The organism is Halosimplex halobium, assembly GCF_051414055.1.
Classification (GTDB): domain Archaea; phylum Halobacteriota; class Halobacteria; order Halobacteriales; family Haloarculaceae; genus Halosimplex; species Halosimplex halobium.
Window position 1 is genome coordinate 54,646 of sequence record NZ_JBLKNX010000019.1, and the last position, 18,550, is coordinate 73,195.

The 18,550-nt window shown below is 70.4% G+C and carries 21 protein-coding genes and 1 pseudogene; 8 read left to right on the top strand and 14 right to left on the bottom strand.

The features are described from left to right. Positions 1–66: 66 nt before the first annotated feature. Positions 67–1,230, bottom strand: coding sequence for a thiolase family protein (locus ACMGFG_RS19070; RefSeq protein ID WP_436931898.1), 1,164 nt, complete (start codon positions 1,228–1,230; stop codon positions 67–69). Between the two features lie 125 nt (positions 1,231–1,355). Further along, positions 1,356–1,511 (bottom strand): hypothetical protein, encoded by a 156-nt coding sequence (locus tag ACMGFG_RS19075; RefSeq protein WP_436931899.1) that lies wholly within the window; start codon positions 1,509–1,511, stop codon positions 1,356–1,358. A gap of 121 nt (positions 1,512–1,632) precedes the next feature. Here ACMGFG_RS19075 and ACMGFG_RS19080 point away from each other — a divergent pair, with 121 nt between their 5' ends. Then, a complete protein-coding gene (locus ACMGFG_RS19080) occupies positions 1,633–2,250 on the top strand; it encodes a GNAT family N-acetyltransferase (protein WP_436931900.1) in 618 nt (205 codons plus the stop codon). Between the two features lie 67 nt (positions 2,251–2,317). Next, positions 2,318–3,019, top strand: a complete 702-nt coding sequence (locus ACMGFG_RS19085) for a metallophosphoesterase family protein (protein WP_436931901.1) — start codon at positions 2,318–2,320, stop codon at positions 3,017–3,019. Positions 3,020–3,058: 39 nt separating this feature from the next. On the opposite strand, the gene ACMGFG_RS19090 is transcribed toward ACMGFG_RS19085, so the two are convergent. Further along, a complete protein-coding gene (locus ACMGFG_RS19090) occupies positions 3,059–3,526 on the bottom strand; it encodes a hypothetical protein (RefSeq protein ID WP_436931902.1) in 468 nt (155 codons plus the stop codon). A 58-nt stretch (positions 3,527–3,584) separates the two neighbouring features. Next, positions 3,585–4,796 (bottom strand): proteasome-activating nucleotidase Pan1, encoded by a 1,212-nt coding sequence (gene pan1 / locus ACMGFG_RS19095; protein ID WP_436931903.1) that lies wholly within the window; start codon positions 4,794–4,796, stop codon positions 3,585–3,587. A 262-nt stretch (positions 4,797–5,058) separates the two neighbouring features. Here pan1 and ACMGFG_RS19100 point away from each other — a divergent pair, with 262 nt between their 5' ends. From ACMGFG_RS19100 to rad50, 3 genes are all read left to right on the top strand, one after another. Continuing rightward, entirely contained in the window at positions 5,059–5,325 is a 267-nt protein-coding gene (locus ACMGFG_RS19100) for a MarR family transcriptional regulator (protein WP_436931904.1), read from the top strand. Between the two features lie 141 nt (positions 5,326–5,466). After that, complete coding sequence (gene mre11 / locus ACMGFG_RS19105; protein ID WP_436931905.1) at positions 5,467–6,855, top strand: DNA double-strand break repair protein Mre11; 1,389 nt, start codon at positions 5,467–5,469, stop codon at positions 6,853–6,855. Continuing rightward, positions 6,852–9,551, top strand: coding sequence for a DNA double-strand break repair ATPase Rad50 (gene rad50, locus ACMGFG_RS19110; RefSeq protein ID WP_436931906.1), 2,700 nt, complete (start codon positions 6,852–6,854; stop codon positions 9,549–9,551). Before mre11 ends, rad50 begins: the two co-directional genes overlap by 4 nt. Before the next feature lie 4 nt (positions 9,552–9,555). Here rad50 and ACMGFG_RS19115 read toward each other — a convergent pair. The 4 genes and pseudogenes from ACMGFG_RS19115 to ACMGFG_RS19130 all read right to left on the bottom strand — a co-directional run. Then, positions 9,556–9,855, bottom strand: a pseudogene (locus ACMGFG_RS19115) (YihY/virulence factor BrkB family protein); the annotation flags it as partial. 118 nt (positions 9,856–9,973) lie between these two features. Next, positions 9,974–10,426 (bottom strand): DUF7346 family protein, encoded by a 453-nt coding sequence (locus ACMGFG_RS19120; RefSeq protein ID WP_436931907.1) that lies wholly within the window; start codon positions 10,424–10,426, stop codon positions 9,974–9,976. Positions 10,427–10,503: 77 nt separating this feature from the next. Beyond that, positions 10,504–10,965 carry a DUF7322 domain-containing protein gene (locus ACMGFG_RS19125; RefSeq protein WP_436931908.1) on the bottom strand — a complete coding sequence of 154 codons (462 nt, stop codon included), beginning with the start codon at positions 10,963–10,965 and terminating at the stop codon, positions 10,504–10,506. Positions 10,966–11,043: 78 nt separating this feature from the next. Continuing rightward, positions 11,044–11,250, bottom strand: coding sequence for a DUF7331 family protein (locus ACMGFG_RS19130; RefSeq protein WP_436931909.1), 207 nt, complete (start codon positions 11,248–11,250; stop codon positions 11,044–11,046). Positions 11,251–11,763: 513 nt separating this feature from the next. Between ACMGFG_RS19130 and ACMGFG_RS19135 the strand changes: the two genes are divergently transcribed. Beyond that, positions 11,764–12,072 carry a cyclin family protein gene (locus tag ACMGFG_RS19135; protein ID WP_436931910.1) on the top strand — a complete coding sequence of 103 codons (309 nt, stop codon included), beginning with the start codon at positions 11,764–11,766 and terminating at the stop codon, positions 12,070–12,072. A 32-nt stretch (positions 12,073–12,104) separates the two neighbouring features. Here ACMGFG_RS19135 and ACMGFG_RS19140 read toward each other — a convergent pair whose 3' ends face one another. The 3 genes from ACMGFG_RS19140 to ACMGFG_RS19150 all read right to left on the bottom strand — a co-directional run bounded on the left by ACMGFG_RS19140 (position 12,105) and on the right by ACMGFG_RS19150 (position 14,690). Beyond that, positions 12,105–12,689, bottom strand: coding sequence for a phosphopantetheine adenylyltransferase (locus ACMGFG_RS19140; RefSeq protein WP_436931911.1), 585 nt, complete (start codon positions 12,687–12,689; stop codon positions 12,105–12,107). 82 nt (positions 12,690–12,771) lie between these two features. Continuing rightward, a complete protein-coding gene (locus ACMGFG_RS19145) occupies positions 12,772–13,443 on the bottom strand; it encodes a winged helix-turn-helix transcriptional regulator (RefSeq protein WP_436931912.1) in 672 nt (223 codons plus the stop codon). A 161-nt stretch (positions 13,444–13,604) separates the two neighbouring features. Next, on the bottom strand, positions 13,605–14,690 hold the full coding sequence (locus tag ACMGFG_RS19150; protein ID WP_436931913.1) for a glutamate--cysteine ligase: 1,086 nt from the start codon (positions 14,688–14,690) through the stop codon (positions 13,605–13,607). Positions 14,691–15,301: 611 nt separating this feature from the next. On the opposite strand from ACMGFG_RS19150, the gene ACMGFG_RS19155 reads away from it, so the two are divergent. Beyond that, on the top strand, positions 15,302–16,405 hold the full coding sequence (locus ACMGFG_RS19155) for an aminotransferase class V-fold PLP-dependent enzyme (protein WP_436931914.1): 1,104 nt from the start codon (positions 15,302–15,304) through the stop codon (positions 16,403–16,405). Positions 16,406–16,408: 3 nt separating this feature from the next. Here the strand turns inward: ACMGFG_RS19155 and ACMGFG_RS19160 are convergent, their stop codons facing one another. Beyond that, positions 16,409–17,056 (bottom strand): glycerophosphodiester phosphodiesterase, encoded by a 648-nt coding sequence (locus ACMGFG_RS19160; protein WP_436931915.1) that lies wholly within the window; start codon positions 17,054–17,056, stop codon positions 16,409–16,411. 87 nt (positions 17,057–17,143) lie between these two features. Between ACMGFG_RS19160 and ACMGFG_RS19165 the strand changes: the two genes are divergently transcribed. Next, the gene (locus ACMGFG_RS19165; RefSeq protein WP_436931916.1) at positions 17,144–17,869 is read left to right on the top strand and encodes an SDR family oxidoreductase; all 726 of its coding nucleotides are present in this window, start codon (positions 17,144–17,146) and stop codon (positions 17,867–17,869) included. A gap of 26 nt (positions 17,870–17,895) precedes the next feature. Here ACMGFG_RS19165 and ACMGFG_RS19170 read toward each other — a convergent pair whose 3' ends face one another. Then, the gene (locus tag ACMGFG_RS19170) at positions 17,896–18,282 is read right to left on the bottom strand and encodes a hypothetical protein (RefSeq protein WP_436931917.1); all 387 of its coding nucleotides are present in this window, start codon (positions 18,280–18,282) and stop codon (positions 17,896–17,898) included. Between the two features lie 18 nt (positions 18,283–18,300). After that, the gene (locus tag ACMGFG_RS19175) at positions 18,301–18,528 is read right to left on the bottom strand and encodes a hypothetical protein (RefSeq protein WP_436931918.1); all 228 of its coding nucleotides are present in this window, start codon (positions 18,526–18,528) and stop codon (positions 18,301–18,303) included. Positions 18,529–18,550: the final 22 nt, after the last annotated feature.

Genomic DNA, 18,550 nt, shown 5'->3' on the forward strand with positions numbered 1-18,550 from the left:
GAACAACGCCATCACCGCACCGCCGCCGCCGACGCTCACTCCCGTCGCCGCCGGCGGACCCACGACTCACCGCGAGAACAACGCCATCACCGCACCGCCGCCGCCGACGCTCATCCCCACAACTCCGAAATCGTGGTCTTCCCGGACCATCGCGTGGGCGATCGTCGTCGCCAGGATCCCGCCGCTGGCGCCGATGGGGTGGCCCAGCGCCACCGCACCGCCGAGCGGGTTCAGCCGTTCCTCCGGGATCCCGAGCCTGTCCCGCACGTAGACCGTCTGGGCGGCGAACGCCTCGTTGACCTCGTAGTGGTCCACGTCGTCGACCGTCAGGTCGTTCCGGTCGAGCAGTTTCTCGATGGCGTCGCCGACCGCCTGCGAGAACTCCGCGGGGTCGCGGTAGGCGACGGCGTAGTCCTCGACGTGGACCATCGGGCCGAGCCCGTGTTCCTCGGCCGCCTCGGCGCCCGCGAGGACGACGCCCCCGGCCCCGTCCGCCAGCTTCGAGGCGTTCCCCGGCGTGATGGTCCCGCCGTCGCGGAACGCCGGCGAGAGTCCTCCGAGCCGCTCCAGCGAGGTGTCGTCCCGCGGCCCCTCGTCTTCGGTGACGAGCCGGTCGTCGACCTCGACGGGGACGAGTTCCTCGTCGAAACGACCCTCCTCGATCGACTCGGCGGCGCGGCGGTTGCTCCGCAGGGCGTAGCGGTCCTGAGCCTCCCGGGTGATGTCGTGCGCTTCGGCGAGGCGCTCGGTGAGTTCGCCCATGTGGGCGTCGTAGCCCACGTCCCACAGCGCGTCGTAGATCATCGCGTCGACCAGCTCGGTGTTGCCGTGGCGACGCCCCTCGCGGAGGTCCCGGAGGAGATACGGCGCGTTGGACATCGACTCCATCCCGCCGCCGACTGCGATGTCGGCCCGGCCGGCCGCGATGCGGTCGGCCGCGAGCGTGATCGCGCGCAGTCCCGAGCCCGACGCCTCGTTGACGGTCGTCGCCGGCGTGTCCTCGGGGAGGTCCGCGCGCGTGACCGCCTGCCGCGCGGGGACCTGCCCGACGCCCGCCTGGACGGCGTTGCCCAGCCCGACCCAGTCGATGTCCCCGGCGTCGACGCCGGAGCGGTCGACCAGGTCTTCGAGCACCGTCGCGCCCAGGTCGGGCGCGCGCACGTCCGAGAGCGACCCGAGCATCGCACCGTGGGCGGTCCGCGCTCCGTCGACTATCACTACGTCTGCCATGTGTCAACGGTTCGCGCGGCTCCGTCATCGGTGTTTCCCCGGAGTGGCCGGAACCGCGGTCGGCGGACGGAGCCGACACTACGGGGGCGCTGTCCAGAGCCGGGAACGCGGTCGCGCGCCAGCGGTCACTCGTCTTCGGCGGCCTCGCGGAGGTCCGCGAGGTGGTTCCGGACGACCCGGAGGGTCGCGTCGGCGTCGGCGTAGCCGTCGTCGTACTCGGAGAGCGCTGCGTCGGTCCCGTCGAGGAACTCCTCGACGGCGGCGTGCAGGTCGTCGGACATACCCCTCCCTCCGGCCGGCGGGCGGATAAATACCCGAGAACCGACCGCGGGACTGCCGGACCGTGGTACTCCCTCACGAACGAAGGCAAGCGCTTTTCCGCTGGCCGGGTCCCATCGGAGTATGTCCGATCTGTTCCCCGATCGCGTCCAGACCGAGCGACTCGTCCTCGAAGCGGCGACGACGGAGACGCTCGACCCGCTGGACCTGTACGAACACGTCCGCGAGGGCGCACCGCACGTCGACGAGATCACCGAACACGTCACCTGGGACCCCCACGAGACCCCCAGGGAGACCGCGGAGTTCCTCGAACTCGTCACCGAGGAGCGCGAGAACGACGAGGGCGCGACGTACGTGGTCCGGCCGAAACCCGGCGAGGACGGCGCGGGCGAACTGGCCGGGCTGACGGGCTTTTCCGTCGACTGGGACGCGAAGACGGCGACGTTCGGCACGTGGCTCCGCAAGCGCTTCTGGGGACGGGGCTACTCCGGCGAGCGCGCGGCGGCGCTCATGGGGGTCGCGTTCGACCGGCTCGACCTCGACGCCGTCGTCGTCTGCGTCCACGAGGACAACGAGAAGTCCCGCAAAGCCGTCTCTCGGTACGTCGAGGCCCACGGCGGCCACCGCGAGGGCCTGCTCCGGCGCTTCGAGGTGAACCAGGACGGCTCCGTCGCCGACGTACACCGGTTCACCGTCACCGCCGCGGAGTACCGGGCGGCGACCGACGACGACGGCGAGTAGCGGGCGACGATTCGGCGACCCCGGCGGTGCGTCAGGCATTTGTCGGCCGGGCGCCGAGAGGCGGACGATGGACCCCGAGTACCGCGACCGGGCGGCGTATCTCGACGGGACGCTCGTCGTCGCGGACACCCACTTCGGGAAGGGCGAGGCCTCGACCGTCGAGTTCCCGGTCGGCGCCGGCGAGGACTGCGTCGAGCGCCTGGCGGAGTTGCTGGACCGCTTCGACCTCGAAGAGGTCGTGCTGGCCGGCGACGTGTTCCACTCGTTCGACTACGTCCCCGACTCGGCCGAGGAGGCGCTGTCCGGTGTACGGCGCGCGGTCCGCGAGGCAGGCGCGCGCCTCGTCGTCGTCGAGGGCAACCACGACACGATGCTCGGCGCGACGTACTCGGGCGAGCTCCACGACGAGTACGAACTCGATACGGACGGCGACGAGACCGTCGTGGTGACCCACGGCCACGAAGAACCCGACACCACGGCGGACGCCTACGTCATCGGCCACGACCACCCGGCCATCGAGATCGAGGGGCAGAAACGACCTTGTTTCCTCGTCGGCGACGGCGCCTACCGCCGCTCGGACGTGCTCGTCGTCCCCTCGTTCAACCGCCTCGTCGAGGGCGTCTCGGTCAACGGGCGGGTCGGGACCGCCCGCCCGGAGCTATCCCCCGTCGTCACCGGCGTCTCGCAGTACCGCCCCGTGGTGTTCGACGCGGAGAGCGAGGAGACGCTGCGGTTCCCGCCGCTCGGACAGTTCTCGCGGATGCTGTGACCGGGCCGCCTGCTACCCGGGGCGCTCGTCGGACCCCTCTCAATCAGTCGTTTCGGGCGTCCCGGTTGCGACCGGCGCTCCCGGGCACTGCTCGTCGGGCTCCGGGACCGAGTTCTTCCAGAATACCGCCGACTCCTCGTCGACTTCGAGGTCGTAGTGGATGTAGTTCCCGTTCGCCAGTCCCTCGGAATCGACCTGCTCCCAGCCGTCGCGGCCCTCGACGCGCGCCCTGACGAGGAACGGCGCCGGCTCGGCCGGCCACGTCCGCTCGATCCACTTCCGGGGGACGCCCGACTCGTCGTGTCCGGCCAGCTCGAGCACGTCCCACGCGACGAGTTCGTCCGCGCGCTCGACGATGACGTGGACGGTCCGAGCCTGTGCGGCGTCGTTGGTCACGCTCACGCAGTTGAGTACCGGGTGGGACGGACCCGTCGCCGGACAGCCGGCGGTCGCGGAGAGCGCGACTGCACCCGGCAGGGTGCGGAGTATCTTCCGTCTGGAGGGCATACCGAAACTGACAGCGAACGCGAAAAAATGATTGCGGTCGTGACCGACGACCGGAACGTCAGGCGAACGTGCGCGAGACGTCCTCGTCCTCGTCTTCGGCCTGGATCTTGTCCCAGGCGTCGAGGAAGTCCTGCATGCGGACCTCGGTGCGGTCGTCGCGGATGGCGAACATGCCGGCCTCGGTGCAGACGGCCTTCACGTCGGCGCCGGAGGCCTCGCCGGTCAGCTCGGCCAGCTCCGCGAAGTCCAGCTCCTCGTCGAGGTTCATACTGCGCGTGTGGATCTTGAAGATCTGTTCGCGGCCCTCCACGTCGGGCTTGGGCACCTCGATGAGGCGGTCGAACCGGCCCGGACGGAGGATCGCGCGGTCGAGCATGTCGAAGCGGTTGGTGGCGGCGATGATGCGGACCTCGCCGCGCTCCTCGAAGCCGTCCATCTCCGAGAGCAGCTGCATCATCGTCCGCTGGACCTCGGCGTCGCCGGAGGTCTTCGAGTCCGTGCGCTTGGCCGCGATGGCGTCGATCTCGTCGATGAACAGCACGCTCGGCTCGTGCTGGCGGGCGAGCTCGAACAGGTCGCGGACGAGCTTGGCGCCCTCGCCGATGAACTTGTGGACGAGCTCCGACCCGGCCATCTTGATGAACGTCGCGTCGGTCTGGTTGGCGACGGCCTTGGCGAGCATCGTCTTGCCGGTGCCCGGCGGGCCGTGCAGCAGGACGCCGCTCGGCGGGTCGATGCCGACTTCCTCGAACATGTCGGGGTTCTGCAGCGGCATCTCGACGGTCTCGCGGACCTCCTCGAGCTGGTCCTCGATGCCGCCGATGTCCTGGTAGGTCACGTCCGGCGACTCCTCGACCTCCATGACGCGGGCGCGCACGTCCGTCTCGTCCTCGAGGCTCTTGACGATGGACAGCGAGTTGTTGACGGCCACCCGCGAGTCGGGTTCGAGGTCCTCGCGCATCTCCTCGGTGACCTCGGTGATGGCCTCCTGGTTGTTGCCGTGCTGTTTGATGATGACGCCGTCGTCGGTCAGTTCCTGCACCGTGGCGACGAACAGCGGCGACTGCTTGAGCTTCTTGTTCTCGTGGGTCAGCCGCTCCAGCTTCTGCTGGTACTTGTTGTTCTCCGCGTTGGCGTCCAGCAGCTTGTCCCGCATCTCTTCGTTCTGCGATTCGAGCACCTCGAGGCGCTCCTCCAGGGCCTCGATCTTCTCCTGCTGGGAGGCGTCGTCGTCGTACGGCAGGTCCACCTCGTCCACGGTGTCGGTCATTACACCCCTGCTAGCGGATGGGATAATAAGAGGTTTCGGGTCGAGCGGGTCACTTGCCGACCCGGCGGCGTTCGGCCCGCTCGCGCACTCTCGCGCGGGTTCGGGTGATCGGCTGTGTTGTGTGTCATCTCTTGACATACCGGTCCTCGAGCACGCGACTTCGGAGGGCGACGCCGCGGCGCGGTTCTTGCCGATAGATTCTCGGAGGTAATTATTCGAAACGGGAAATATTATTAGTCTGTATCCGAAAGCGACAGTCACGATGAGCACGTCCGAGACTGCGGAGGCGGAATCGACGGCCGAAGACGGCTGGGACGCCGTTCGCGACCTGCCCCCCAGCGCGAAGCTGGTGGCCAAGACTCTGGAGTACAACGACGCGCTGACCCAGAGCCAGCTCGCCGAGGAGACGCTGCTGCCGCCGCGGACCGTCCGCTACGCGCTGAACCGGCTCGAAGACGTGGGCGTCGTCAGCTCGCGCTTTTCCTTCGCCGACGCCCGCAAGCGGATCTACACGCTCGACATCGAGTGATCGCGCGCCGCGTTTCGTTCCCGTTCTCCCCGCCCGCGGCGGCGTTCGCCGGACCGCGAGGTAGGTCGACCGTACCCGACGGAAACACTTTCACCGCGCTCGCGACACCTCTTTAGGCCGGGGTTTCGTACCCCGCCGTAGATGACGCGCGTGATACACACGGGAGACACCCACCTCGGCTACCGGCAGTACCACCGGCCGGAGCGCAAGCGAGACTATCTCGACGCGTTCCGGCAGGTGGTCGACGACGCCGTTGCCGAGGACGTCGACGCGGTCGTCCACGCCGGTGACCTGTTCCACGACCGGCGGCCGACCCTCGACGACATCATGGGCACCCTCTCGGTCCTGCGGACCCTCGACGACGCCGGCGTCCCCTTCCTCGCCGTCGTCGGCAACCACGAGGCCAAACGCGAGGGCCAGTGGCTCGATCTCTTCGAGTCGCTCGGGCTCGCTACCCGCCTGGGCCCCGAGCCGGTCGAACTGGGCTCGACCGCCTTCTACGGGCTGGACTTCGTCCCGCGCTCGAAGCGCGATGGCTTCGAACTGGATCTGGAGTCCCACGATTCCGACCACGCCGCCCTGGTCACGCACGGGCTGTTCGAGCCGTTCGACTTCGGCGAGTGGGATCCTCGCGACATCTTCGCGACCACGGACGTGGAGTTCGACGCGCTCCTGCTGGGGGACAACCACCACGCCGAGACCGCGCAGGTCGACGACACCTGGGTCACCTACTGCGGGTCGACCGAGCGCACCAGCGCCGCCGAGCGCGAGGAGCGGGGGTACAACGTCGTCGAGTTCGACGGCGAGGTGGACGTGCGCCGCCGGGGGCTGGACACCCGGGAGTTCGTCTTCGTCGACCTCGACCTCGGCGAGGGCGAGGGCGTCGAGCGCGTCCGCCAGCGCGTCGGCGAGTACGACCTGGAGGACGCGGTCGTCGTCGTCACCATCGACGGCGAGGGCGAACCGGTCACCCCGGCCGCCGTCGAGGAGTTCGCCCTCGACCGCGGGGCGCTGGTGGCCCGCGTCACCGACCGCCGGGAGACGGCCGAGGAGAGCGAGCGGGAGGTGTCGTTCGCCGACCCCGACGACGCCGTCCGCGAGCGGGTCCGCGAACTCGGCCTCAGCGAGGCGGCGCGGTCCCTCGACGAGACCGTCCGCGCCAGCAAGGTCGCCGACTCCAACGTCGACGACGTGGTCGAAGACCGGGTCGCCGACCTCGTCGAGGACGGCGACCCCGCGGCCTTCGAGTCGGTCGACCCAGGAGAGGGCGGCGGGGGCGAGCCCGACCCGACGGAAGGCGATAACGGTGGAGCTGCCCCGGCAGGTGACAACGAGACGGCCACCGCGAGTGCGGCGGCCGACGGCGGCGACCCCGCCGAGGAGTCCGACGACGCCGGCGGCGGATCGGAAGTCGACGCCAAACCGGACGCCCGGGAGGACGGAGCGCCCCCGGAAGACGGAGCGCCCTCGGAAGACGGAGCGCCCGCGGAAGACGGGGACGGCCAGGCGACGTGGGGTGAGTTCCAGTGAGGTTCGAGCGCGTCAGGCTCTCGAACTTCAAGTGCTACGACGACGCGGACGTGCGACTCGACCGCGGCGTGACGGTCATCCACGGGCTCAACGGCAGCGGCAAGTCCTCGCTGCTGGAGGCCTGTTTCTTCGCGCTGTACGGCGCGAAGGCGCTGGACAACACCCTCGACGAGGTGGTCACCATCGGCGCCGACGACGCCGAGGTCGAACTCTGGTTCGCCCACGGCGGCGAGTCGTATCACATCGAGCGGCGCGTCCGCGCGACCGGCGAGCAGGCCCAGACGGCCAGGTGCGTGCTGGAGGGGCCCGACGGGACCGTCGAGGGCGCCCGCGACGTGCGCGGCTACGTCGAGGAGCTGCTGCGAATGGACGCCGAGGCGTTCGTCAACTGCGCGTACGTCCGCCAGGGCGAGGTGAACAAGCTCATCAACGCCTCGCCCGCCGAGCGCCAGGACATGCTCGACTCGCTGCTCCAGCTGGGCAAACTGGAGGAGTACCGCGAGCGCGCCAGCGACGCCCGCGTCGGCGTCGACCGCGTCCGCCGGGACAAGCGCGGCTCGCTCTCCCAGCTCGACGACCAGATCGAAGCCAAGGAAGACGACGACCTGCACGCCCGGCTCAACGAGCTCCGGACGGACCTGGAGTCGGTCACGTCCGACATCGAGCGGTTCGAGGACCAGCGCGAGAAGGCCGTCGAGACCCGCGACCAGGCCCGGGACGTCCTCGACAGCTACGAGGAGAAACGCGAGGAACTCGACGAGGTCGAATCGGACATCGAGGAGCTGCGCGAGGCGATCTCCGATACCGAGCGCGACCGGGAGGAGCTGGCCGAGGAGATCGCCGACCACCGGGAGACACGCGAGGCGCGTCGCGAGGAACTCGGCGACCTGCTCCCCGAGACGGAACTGGCGGGGAGCGCCGACGACCCGCCCGAGCCGGCGGCCGTCGACGACCTGCTCGACGACCTCGCCGAACGAGACGACGAGCTACAGGAGACGCTGCAGGAGGTCACCGCCGACGTGTCCCAGCACAGCACGCGGGCCGAGAACCTGCGGGAGACGGCCGACGACCTCGAATCCCAGGCCGGGGCCAAGCGCGAGCAGGCCGACGCCCTCGAATCGGAGGTGGCCGAGACGCGCGAGGAACTCGCCGACCGCCGCGAGAAGATCGAGGAGCTGGAGGAACGTATCGAATCCCTGCGGGCCGAGTTCGACGACGCGCCCGTCGAGTTCGGCGAGGCCGAATCGTTCCGCGCGGAACTCGCCGACGAGCTGAGCGAGGTCCGCGAGCGGGTCGCCAGCCTCGAATCCGACGTGGCCAACCAGCGCGAGCGGATCGAGGAGGCCGAGGCGCTGCTGGACGAGGGGAAGTGTCCCGAGTGCGGCCAGGACGTGGACGGCTCCCCCCACGTCGAGTCCATCGACGACGACCGCGAGCGCCTCGCCGAGCTGGAGGCCGACCTCGAAGCCGCCCGTGAGCGCCGCGACGACCTCGAAGACCGCCTGGAGCGCGCCGAGGAGCTCGTCGAGGTCGAGTCGGAGTTCCAGGAGTGCCGGACGAACCGCTCGAACGTCGAACAGCTGGTCGACCAGCGCGAGGACGCCCTCGCAGAGAAGGTCGAACAGGCCGAGCGGCTCCGCGAGGAGGCCGGCGACCTCGAAACCGAGGCCGAGGAGAAGCGGGCGGCGGCCGAGGACCACGAGACCGATGCCGAGGAGTGTCGCGAACGAGTCGGCGAGATCAACGCCGAGCGCGGCGAGATCCGCGAGCGCCGCGAGCGTCTGGAGCGGGTCGACGAACTGCTCGACGAGGTCGCCGACGCGACCGACGCTATCGAGCGGCTGCGCGACCGGCGCGAACAGCTTGAGGAGACCAACGACGAGCGCCGCGAGCGCCTCGCCGAGAAGCGCGAGCGCCGGTCGGAGCTACAGGCGGAGTTCGACGACGACCGGATCGAGCAGGCCCGCGAGCAACACGACAACGCCGTCGACTACATCGAGAAGGCGGACGCGAAGCTGGAGGAGTTGCGCGAGCGCCGCGACGAGCTACAGAGCGCGATCGGTGGCGTCGAGAACGAAATCGAAGAGCTCGAATCGCTGCGCGAGCGCCGGGAGGAACTCGCCGAGCGCGTCGAGCGGCTCGACTCGCTGTACGAGGAGGCCGAGCAGCTCCAGCGGATGTACGGCGACCTGCGCGCGGAGTTGCGCCAGCGCAACGTCGAGAGCCTGGAGGCGATGCTCAACGAAATTTTCGACCTGGTGTACCAGAACGATTCGTATGCACGGATCGAGCTCTCCGGGGAGTACGAACTCACCGTCTACCAGAAGGACGGCGAGCCGCTCGACCCCGAGCAGCTGTCGGGCGGCGAACGCGCCCTGTTCAACCTCAGCCTCCGCTGCGCTATCTACCGGCTGCTCGCCGAGGGCATCGAGGGTGCCGCGCCGATGCCGCCGCTCATCCTCGACGAGCCGACCGTCTTCCTCGACTCGGGCCACGTCTCCCAGCTCGTCGAGCTCGTCGAGGCGATGCGGGAGTACGGCGTCGAGCAGATCCTCGTCGTTTCCCACGACGACGAACTCGTCGGGGCCGCCGACGACCTGGTCCGCGTCGAGAAGGACTCGACGACGAACCGCTCGTCGGTCCGCCGCGAACGACCCGAGGACCGCCTCGCCGAGGCCGTCGAGGCCGACGACTGACCGCCTATGGGGCCTCGACGGGCCGCCCGCGGCGGCCGGCGTTGACCGCCGCGCCCAGCAGGACGACGGTGCTGGCGAAGTACAGCCAGGTGACGAACACGAGGACGGCGCCGATCGCGCCGTAGGCGGCGTAGCGGCCGGCGTTCGACGCGTAGAGGCGGAACCCGACCTGGAGGAGCACCCAGCCGACTGCGGCGACGACCGCGCCGGGGAGCACCTCCGAGACGGACACCTCGACCGGCGGGAGCACGTAGTATATCGGCAGAAAGGCGAGCGCGAGCACGGCGACCGGGATGAGGGTCCCGAAGACGTTGACGAGCGGGATCTCCAGCGGGATCAACTTCGGGCGCTCGCCGACGGCGTGTCGCCGCAGTCGTTCCCGGACCGTACCGTCCGTTCCGAGCACAGGTGTAAATCGATTGTCAGTGATCGGGTTCGGTCGGACCGTCCGTTTCGCCCCGCATCGCGGCCAGCCCGGCGCTGGCCAGGTCGGTCGTCTCGTAGCCGCGGACGCCCGCCACGTCGGCCTCGGTCACCAGTCCGGCCGCCCGGAACTCCGAGAGGAGGCCGTGCAGGTCGCTCTCGCAGAGGTCGACCGCACCGGTGAGCGTCCGCACGTCGACGGGCGAGCGGGCGTCGATCTCCAGCAGGAGGCCGAGCGAGCGGTCGTCGCGGATGGCGCTCGCCACGGCCCGGACCGGCTCGGAGACGGCGCGGCTGGCCGTCTCCAGCGGCGACTCGCCGTCGACGGGCTCCAGATCCTCGTTGGCGACGTGGCGGCGTTCCCCGGTCTCGGGGTCGCGCACGAGCGAGGCGTCGTCCGACTCCTTCAGCAGGACCAGGCGGCGGCCGGACTCGTCGCGGACCGTTCGCATGGTCGGCGGTAGCGGCCTCGCGGGGTTAGCGGTTCCGGTCGCGGCGACGAGGGTCGACCCGGTGTCGCCGGTCGCTCTCAGCCCTCGTCGGCTTCGGCGTCAGTTTCGAGGTCGACGCCGGTTTCGGTCCCGCCGTCGGGGGCGGGTTCCGGGGAGTCGGCGGCCCTGGAGCGGCGGAACGCGCGGTACTCGCGGACGCCGTAGCCGAACGTGACCGTGCCGAGCGCGATCAGCGGACCGCCGATGCTCCAGTCGCCCCAGAAGTAGACGAACATCGGACCGACGGCGATCGAGAACAGCGCCACGTCGAAGACGAGGACGAGCCGCCAGAACGTCCGGCTCACTTCGGGGTCCACGTCCGCGTCGAACGCGTCGGACTCGTCGACCGCGCCCGCGTCCTCGCTCCCGTCCGCGTCGTCCTCGCCGGGGATCGAGACCGACGGGACGTCGACGGCCGGCACGTCCGGGCCGAGCGCGTGCTCGAAGCGCTCGTCGTCGCCCAGCAGGCCGCGCTCGTCGTCCGCGCCGTCCTCGGACACACCGCCGAGTTACGCGCTGGCGGACAAAAGGGTTCCCACTCGGCGGAAAACCGGACCCCAGCCGGTCGCCCGGGCCGCTCAGACCATCTGCCCGAGCGACAGCGCGTCGTCGGCCTCCATCCACGCGAGGGGGTTCTCGGTGTCGAACAGGACCACGCCGTCGTCGACCTCGTAGGCGTCTGTGGCGGCGACGCCGTCGGTGTCGGCCGGTCCGACCCGCACGTCCGCGGACGGCTCGCTCTCGGCACTGTCCGCCTCGCCGCGTCGCGTCGCGTGGTCCGTCATGGCTCCACGACCGGGTTTGGTACACCGTATCAAGTATCTTCTGCCTGCACCAACACTGACCGGTCCCGCGTTCGGTAGGGACAGTAGCTGTCGCGGTGACCTGTTACAGTGAACGGTCGCGGTGCGGTCGGCGTGCGCTGTCGAGCGTGCCCGCCTCCTGGCGGGCCGCTCGAAACAGTCGCGCGAGGGATGAGCGACGCCAGGAGCGAATCGGCTGGGGAGGCTCGTGGCCGTCTGCGGTGCTGTGCGGGGCGGTTGCTGGTGCGGTCGCGGTCCCTGGCGTCCGCGCGAACGCGTGAGCGCGGGCTCGGGAGAGCGTGCTCTCCCGGTGGACTGAACGGGCGAGGCGCGCTCGCGCCGAGGGCGTTCATCCCTTGCTGTCTCCCGCGGTCGCTCTCGAACAGCTTCCTTCCACGACAGACTCACCAGAACCAACGACTCGACTCACGATACGAATCGAACGGTTCGGGTCGCGTCGTGCATTTATGTACACCGAACGCGTACACCGCGGTGATGTACAGTGCCCGCGACCAGGTGGAGAACAGCGAGTGGCTCGACGAGATCGAGGCGACGGCGGAGCGCCTCGATATGGACGAGGCCGCCCGGTCGCGCGCGGCGGACCTCTTTCTCTCGAACGTCCCGGAGACCGACCGGTCGAAGCGGGCCGTCCTCGCGACGAGCGTCTACGTCGCCGGGCTCGTCGAGGGCGACAGCCGCAGCCAGCAGCGCGTCGCCGAGGTCGCGGACGTGTCCCGGCTCACCATCTCCCAGCGCTACGAGGAGATGCTGGAGAGCCAGGGGCTGGACGCGCCGGGCTGGTAGCCGGAATCGGACGCCCGCGACGCCCCCGCGACTCAGGCGTCGTCGGACTCCGCGCCCGGGCCGCCGTCGGCGGTCGCGTCCGTGGCGTCTGTCGTGTCCACGGCGCCGCTGGCGGTTTCCGCGTCGGTTTCCCCGGGGGCGTCGCGGCCGTCGCGGTCAGGGGTGAGGTTGCCGTGTTCGTCGATCTCGCCGCGGACGATGCGGGTGCTGGAGATGATCTCGCCGTCCTCGGCGTGGACGTGGTCGACGACCTCGATGTCCAGCGGTTCGTTCCCCTCGTCGCGGCGGATCTCGTTGATGCGCTTGGCGCCGGTCACCGTCTCGGGGGAGACGACGATGGCGTCGAACTGCGGTTCGGGGGCGAAGCCGGTCGGGTCGTCGATCCGTCGGATCTCGTAGTCGCGGTCGTACTCCTCGGCGAGTTCGGCGAGTTCGGCGTCGAGGTCGCGGTGGCGCCGGTCGTACGGGCGGACGTAGCGGTCCTCGCGGCGAGTCTTCGGCGCGAGGTCGTCGCTCGTCAGGCCGACCGTCGCGTCGCCCAGCTCGAAGGCGCGCCTGAACAGCGCGCGGTGCCCGTCGTGAACCGGGTCGAAGGTGCCACCCAGCGCGACCTTCATACTGGCTCAGTCGGGCCAGGCCGGTAAAGTGCCTTCGGCTTCCGGTGCCCACCACACCACCGAACGGAACGGTCTCCGAGCGTCAGCTACCGGTCGCGTTGTCGCCGTCCCCGTCCGCTTCGTCGCCGTCCGCGTCGGTCGGTCCCTCGTCCGTGTCCCCGGCTTCGCCCGTGGCGCCCCACTCGTCGGCCTCGTCGTCGCGTCCCTCGCCGCTCCCGTCGGCGGCGTCGCCCTCCTCGTCCGCCCCGGGGTCGTCCTCGACGGTGATCGTGACGGGTTCGGAGTCGACGGTCGGGTGGTCGTCGTCGCTGCCGAGGATCTCGTCGAGGTTGAAGACGGTGTTGAGCTCCTCCTGCACGTCGTCGACGACGTTACCGACGAGTTCGCTCGGCGCCATCGCCGCGTACTCGTAGGGGTTGTTGCCGGCGCCGTCGTTCTCGCGTTTCCCCCGCGAGACCTTCCCCTCCTCGTGAAGTTCCGCGAGGGCCTCCCGGACAGTGCTCGGGTACAGGCCCGTCCCCTCGGCGATCTCGTCGCTCGTGCTGTCGGGGTGCTGCCGGAGGAAGACGTAGATGCGGGCGCGGGTCTCGGTCTCAAGCACCCACGAGAGCATGTCCACGATCCCCTCGTCGAAGCCCGTCACCGCCCTGTCGGCCTCCTGTTCCAGCCGTTCACGGACGTTGCCGCCGTCCTGTGGGTCCGCGTCGGGCTCGTCGCTCCCCTCGCCGTCGTCCGCAGGATCGTCTGTAGACATACGTCGCCTCTACGAGGACGAAAGCCCCTGCCGGGTAAAAATCTTGCCGACGTTCCCACGCACCCGAAATTCCCGGCGAGCGCTCCACTCGCCGAGCCGGCGTCGTACCCCCCGGTGACGGTCGGTCCCGGCCCCCGGTCCCACACGCGCCGCGGGAGCGCCTACTCGTACTGCAGCCGCAGCGCGTCACACAGCGCGTCGACGCCCTCTTCCTCGCGCAGCCGGCGCTGTCGCTCGGCGCCGCTCTCGGCGTCGTAGACCTCGCGGATGCCCGAAACCCCGAGGCGCTCGGCCTCCCGGTCGACGACCTCGCCGAGGTCGACCGTCGACTCGAACGCGCGATCGAGCAGCGCGGCGTCGTGACCGTGGCGCATCGCGCGCCACTTGTGCTCGTCGTACAGCTCCCGCCGGGCGTCGGTCCCCGACTCGCCGTCCTCGTAGCGAGCGGCCAGGTCCTCGACGAGGGCGTGGGTGTACTCGACGAACGCCAGCACCACGTCCGGGTCGGCCTGGCCGTCCGGCGTCCGGACCTCGACGGTGCCGTGGCCGGAGTGAGGGCGCACGTCGAACCACAGTTCCCCGCGGTCGTCGATGCTCTCGGTCTCCAGCATCCGCCGCTCGTAGTCGTCGAAGGCGTCGTAATCCTCGAAGCGGGTCGGCATCCCGGTGTTCGGCAGCGCCTCGAAGATCTTCGCCCGCGCCGACTGGAGCCCCGTGTCGAAGCCGTTCCAGTACGGGGAATTCGCGGAGAGCGCGAGCATCACCGGGAGGTGCCAGCGCAGCTCGTTGGCGATCCACACCGCCTTGTCCGCGTCGTCGACGCCGACGTGGACGTGCAGCCCCGCCGTCGTGTTGCGGTGCTGTGGGTACTGGATGCGGTCGAGCTGTTTCCTGTAGCGCGGCTTCTCCGCGTGTTCGAGCTCGCGCCACTTCGCGAGCGGGTGGAGCCCGGCGGCGGCGATGTCGAAGCCGTGGGCAGTGGCGTGGTCGACCAGCGCCTCGCGGACCGCGAGCAACTGCTCGCGGGCGTCGGCGAGGTCCTCGATGACCGGCGTCTGGGACTCGATGACGCACTTGAACAGCTCGTGGTCGAGCCGTCCCGCCAGGATCTCGGGGGGGTCGGACTCGTAGACGAGTTCGTCCGTGCCCGAGGTGGGTCGGCCCTCGTCGTCGACGACGTAGTACTCCTCCTCGATCCCGATGGTACCCATCCGACTGAACGCCTCGCGCGAGCCCCGCTCGTCCATCGCTCCCTACGACGGACCGACGGCGCTAAAAATTTCCCTTCGCGGCACGGCGACGAGGACCGATCTCTCGCGCGAAGCGAGTGTTCCCGGTCGGTTGGGCTCGAAGGGGGCGATCAAACGTGGCTGCACCTGTGGGCGGTTGCTGGACGCCCGCGCCCCGCTCGCTAGCAGTATTGGTGACCGCACTCGACAGCGAGCGGTGAACGCCCTCGCCGCGCTCGCTCTGAATCGGATCGACTGCACTCGACAGCGAGCGGTGAACGCCCTCGCCGCGCTCGCGGTCGCTGAGGCGGGATATCCGCGCTCTCCGCACCGCCCGCGCGGATAGTGCCCGCTCAGGCGACTGAACAGGCGCGAGCGCGCCTCGCCCGTTCAGTCCGCCAGGGACCGCCACCGAACAGCACCGCAGACGGCCACGAGCCTCCCCAGCCGATTCGCTCGTTCGTTCCACTCACTCTCTCATCCCTCGCGCGGTGTTGTCGCGGCACGGAGGCCGCGACAGCGCGCGCCGACCGCACCACAACAGCCTTCACCGCTTCGCACACGTCCGGTCGCGAGGACGAGAGCCGCGTGGCGGACGGTTTAACCGGAGCCGGTCCGTCGATTCGGGCATGACTCCCGAGGAACTCCGTGCGGAGATGCCTGCGCTGGACCGGGGCGTCTACCTCAACACCGGCGCCGGCGGACCCAGCCCCCGCCGCGTCGTCGAGGCGACCGAGGACGCGCTCGAATTCCACGAGTACGAGGCTCCGACCGGCGCCGGCACTTACGGTGCACTGTTCGAAGCGCTGGAGGAGACGCGCGAGGTCGTCGCCGACCACGTGAACGTCGCCCCCGAGTCCGTCGCGCTGACCCAGAGCACGACCGACGGCATCGGTCGGGTCGCCGCCGCGATGGACTGGGAACCCGGCGACGTGGTCGTCCGCACCGACCAGGAGCACTCCGCCGGCATCCTCCCCTGGGAGCGGCTCCGCGAGACCCACGGCGTCGAGGTCCGCGTCGTCGAGGCTGCGGACGGACAGGTCGACCGCGAGGAGTGGAAGGCCGCCGTCGACGGCGCGAAACTCGCCGTCTTCAGTTCGCTGTGCTGGACCGACGGCTGCCGGCTCCCGGTCGGGGAACTCACCGATATCGCACAGGACGCCGGCGCCCGCGTCCTCGTCGACGCCGTCCAGTCAGTGGGCCAGCGCCCCGTCGACTTCGACGCGTGGGGCGCCGACGCCGTCGCCGCCGCCGGCCACAAGTGGCTGCTCGCCCCGACGGGCACCGGCTTCCTCCACGTCACCGACGCGTTCGCCCGCGACCTCGACCCCGCCCAGGTCGGCTACATGGGCGTCGAGGACCCCGAAGCCGACGACTGGGACCTCAAACCCGACGCGCGCCGCTTCGAGACCGGCAGCGTCTCGCCGGTCCCCTACGCGGGCCTCCGCGAGGGGGTCGCCACCGTCGAGAACGTCGGCTACGACACCGTCACCGACCGCATCGAGCGACTGACCGACCGGCTGAAGGCGGGGCTGGGCGACCGGCTCGTCTCCCCCGAGCGCTACGAGTCCGGGCTGGTCGCCTTCGCCGCCGACGACCCGATCGAGACCGCGGAACGCCTCGACGACGCGGGTATCCGCGTCCGCGACATCCCGCCGACCGGCACCGTCCGCGTCTCCGTCCACGTCTTCAACACGGCCGACGATATCGACGCCCTCCTCGACGCACTCTGACCGTCAGGACGGACAGCAGTCGGGGAAGTCCGTGATCGCGCCGTCGGCGCCCGCCTCCTGGAGTTCCTCGGTCTCCCCGGGGTCGGTGACGGTCCAGGCGGTCACGTCGAGGCCGGCGCCGTGGGCCCGCTCGACGAGCGACGCGTCGCAGGCGTCCAGGTTCGGGGCAACGGCCGAACAGCCCAGCTCCCGCGCCCGCGAGACCAGCCCCTCGCCCTCCCACTGGACGAGCGCGGTGGGCAACTCCGTCACCTCGGTCAGCGCCCCCGGGTCGAACGACGAGACGACGACCTCGGGGGCCGCGTCGGCGGCGACCCGCTCGACGGCCTCGCCGGTCCCCCGTTCTTTCAGCTCCGCGTAGAGCGTCACGTCGCCGGGGACCGCCTCGACCACGTCCTCGAAGGTCGGGACTCCCTGGTCCGATCCCTCGACGGAGAGCGCGGCCAGTTCCTCGGCGGTGTGAGCCGAGACGGGGCCGCTCCCGTCGGTCGTCCGGTCGACGGTCTCGTCGTGACAGACCACGAGTTCGCCGGATCCGCAGATCCGCACGTCCACCTCGACGGCGTCGGCCCGCGTTGCGGCGTTCGCGACGGCCGTGACGGTGTTCTCGGGGTTGACGCCGGGGAAGCCGCGGTGGGCGATGCAGTCCATGGCCCGGTGTTGGCCCGGCCGTCCGGTAGGTCTTGGGCCGCCGGCCCGCGACGCACCTTTAACCGCCGCCGGCCCCAATCGACGACCATGTCAGCCGACTTCGACTTCGGGGACAGCGTGGTGCTCGTGACCGGCGCCGGCGGGACGCTCGGCAGTTCGGTCTGCGAGGCGTTCGCCGACGCGGGCGCGACCGTCTGCGGCGCCGACGTGGTCGGGCCAGACGACGACGATTTCGAACTGGACACCGACCGCGACCGCGTCGAGTTCTACCAGGGCGACTTCACCGACGAGGACGACGTGGCCGAGACGGTCGAGGCCGTCGTCGACGACCACGGGGGCCTCGACGCGCTCGCCAACATCGCCGGCACCTGGCGCGGCGGGACGCCGATCGACGAGACCGGGGCCGACACCTTCGACTTCCTGCTGGACGTGAACCTCAAGACGATGTTCCTCGCCTCGAAACACGCGATCCCGCACCTCCGCGACTCGGATCTCGCCGGCCAGGGCGCCATCGTCAGCGTCTCCGCGCGCTCGTCGCTGGAGGGCGGCGAGGGCGACGGCCCCTACCGCGCGTCGAAAGCGGGAGTCAGGATCCTCACCGAGACGATCGCCGAGGAGAACACCGGCGAGGTGCGGGCCAACGCGGTCATGCCGAGCGTCATCGACACGCCGATGAACCGCGAGATGATGCCCGACGCCGACCACGAGAAGTGGGTCGACCCGGCCGACATCGCCGAGACCATCGTGTACCTCTGCTCGGACGCCGCCAGCGTCACCAGCGGCGCGGCCGTGCCAGTGTACGGGGAGGCCTGAGGAGTCCCGAACGTTCGGGATGCGTCCTAACAGCCGCCCGCGCCGCCTGCGGCTCCGGCACCCGCACAGCTGGCACCGGCGGCGCTCGCACCCGCGGCGGCGGCCGCCGCGCCGGTCACCACGGCGGCGTCGTCGTTGCTGCTGTAGTCGACGCACTCGCCCCACGCGACGGGCGCGATGTGGTCGTCGATGTCGTCGGCCTCCAGCATCGCCGATTTGAACGCGGCGGCGTCGAACCCCGTTTCGGCGACCAGCCGGTCGGCCAGTTCGGGCGTGACGGCGATCCGGCGACACTCCTCGGCCTCGAACAGGCCGTCCCCGTCGAAGGTGAACTGCACGTCGTAGTGGCGGACGAACACGCCGTCGAAGGCGGGGACCATCGCGCGGACCGCCTCGCCCGCGAGCTCCCACACGCGGTCGTAGTCGGGCGACTACACGTCCTCGCCGAGCGAGAAGCGGGCGATGGGCACCGTGATCGGTTCCTCGTCCGGGCCTTCGTTGACGACCGCGACGCCGGTCACCGCGCAGTCGTCGATACCGTACGTCTCGGGCGTGATCCGGTTCCGGAGCGCCTCGTGGGCGTCGTCCTCGCGCTCCTGGAGGTCGACGCCTTCCGCGGTCGAGTCGTCGCCGAGCAGCCGTTCCAGTAGGGAGGGCATGGCGTCTCTCCTGTCGCTCGCG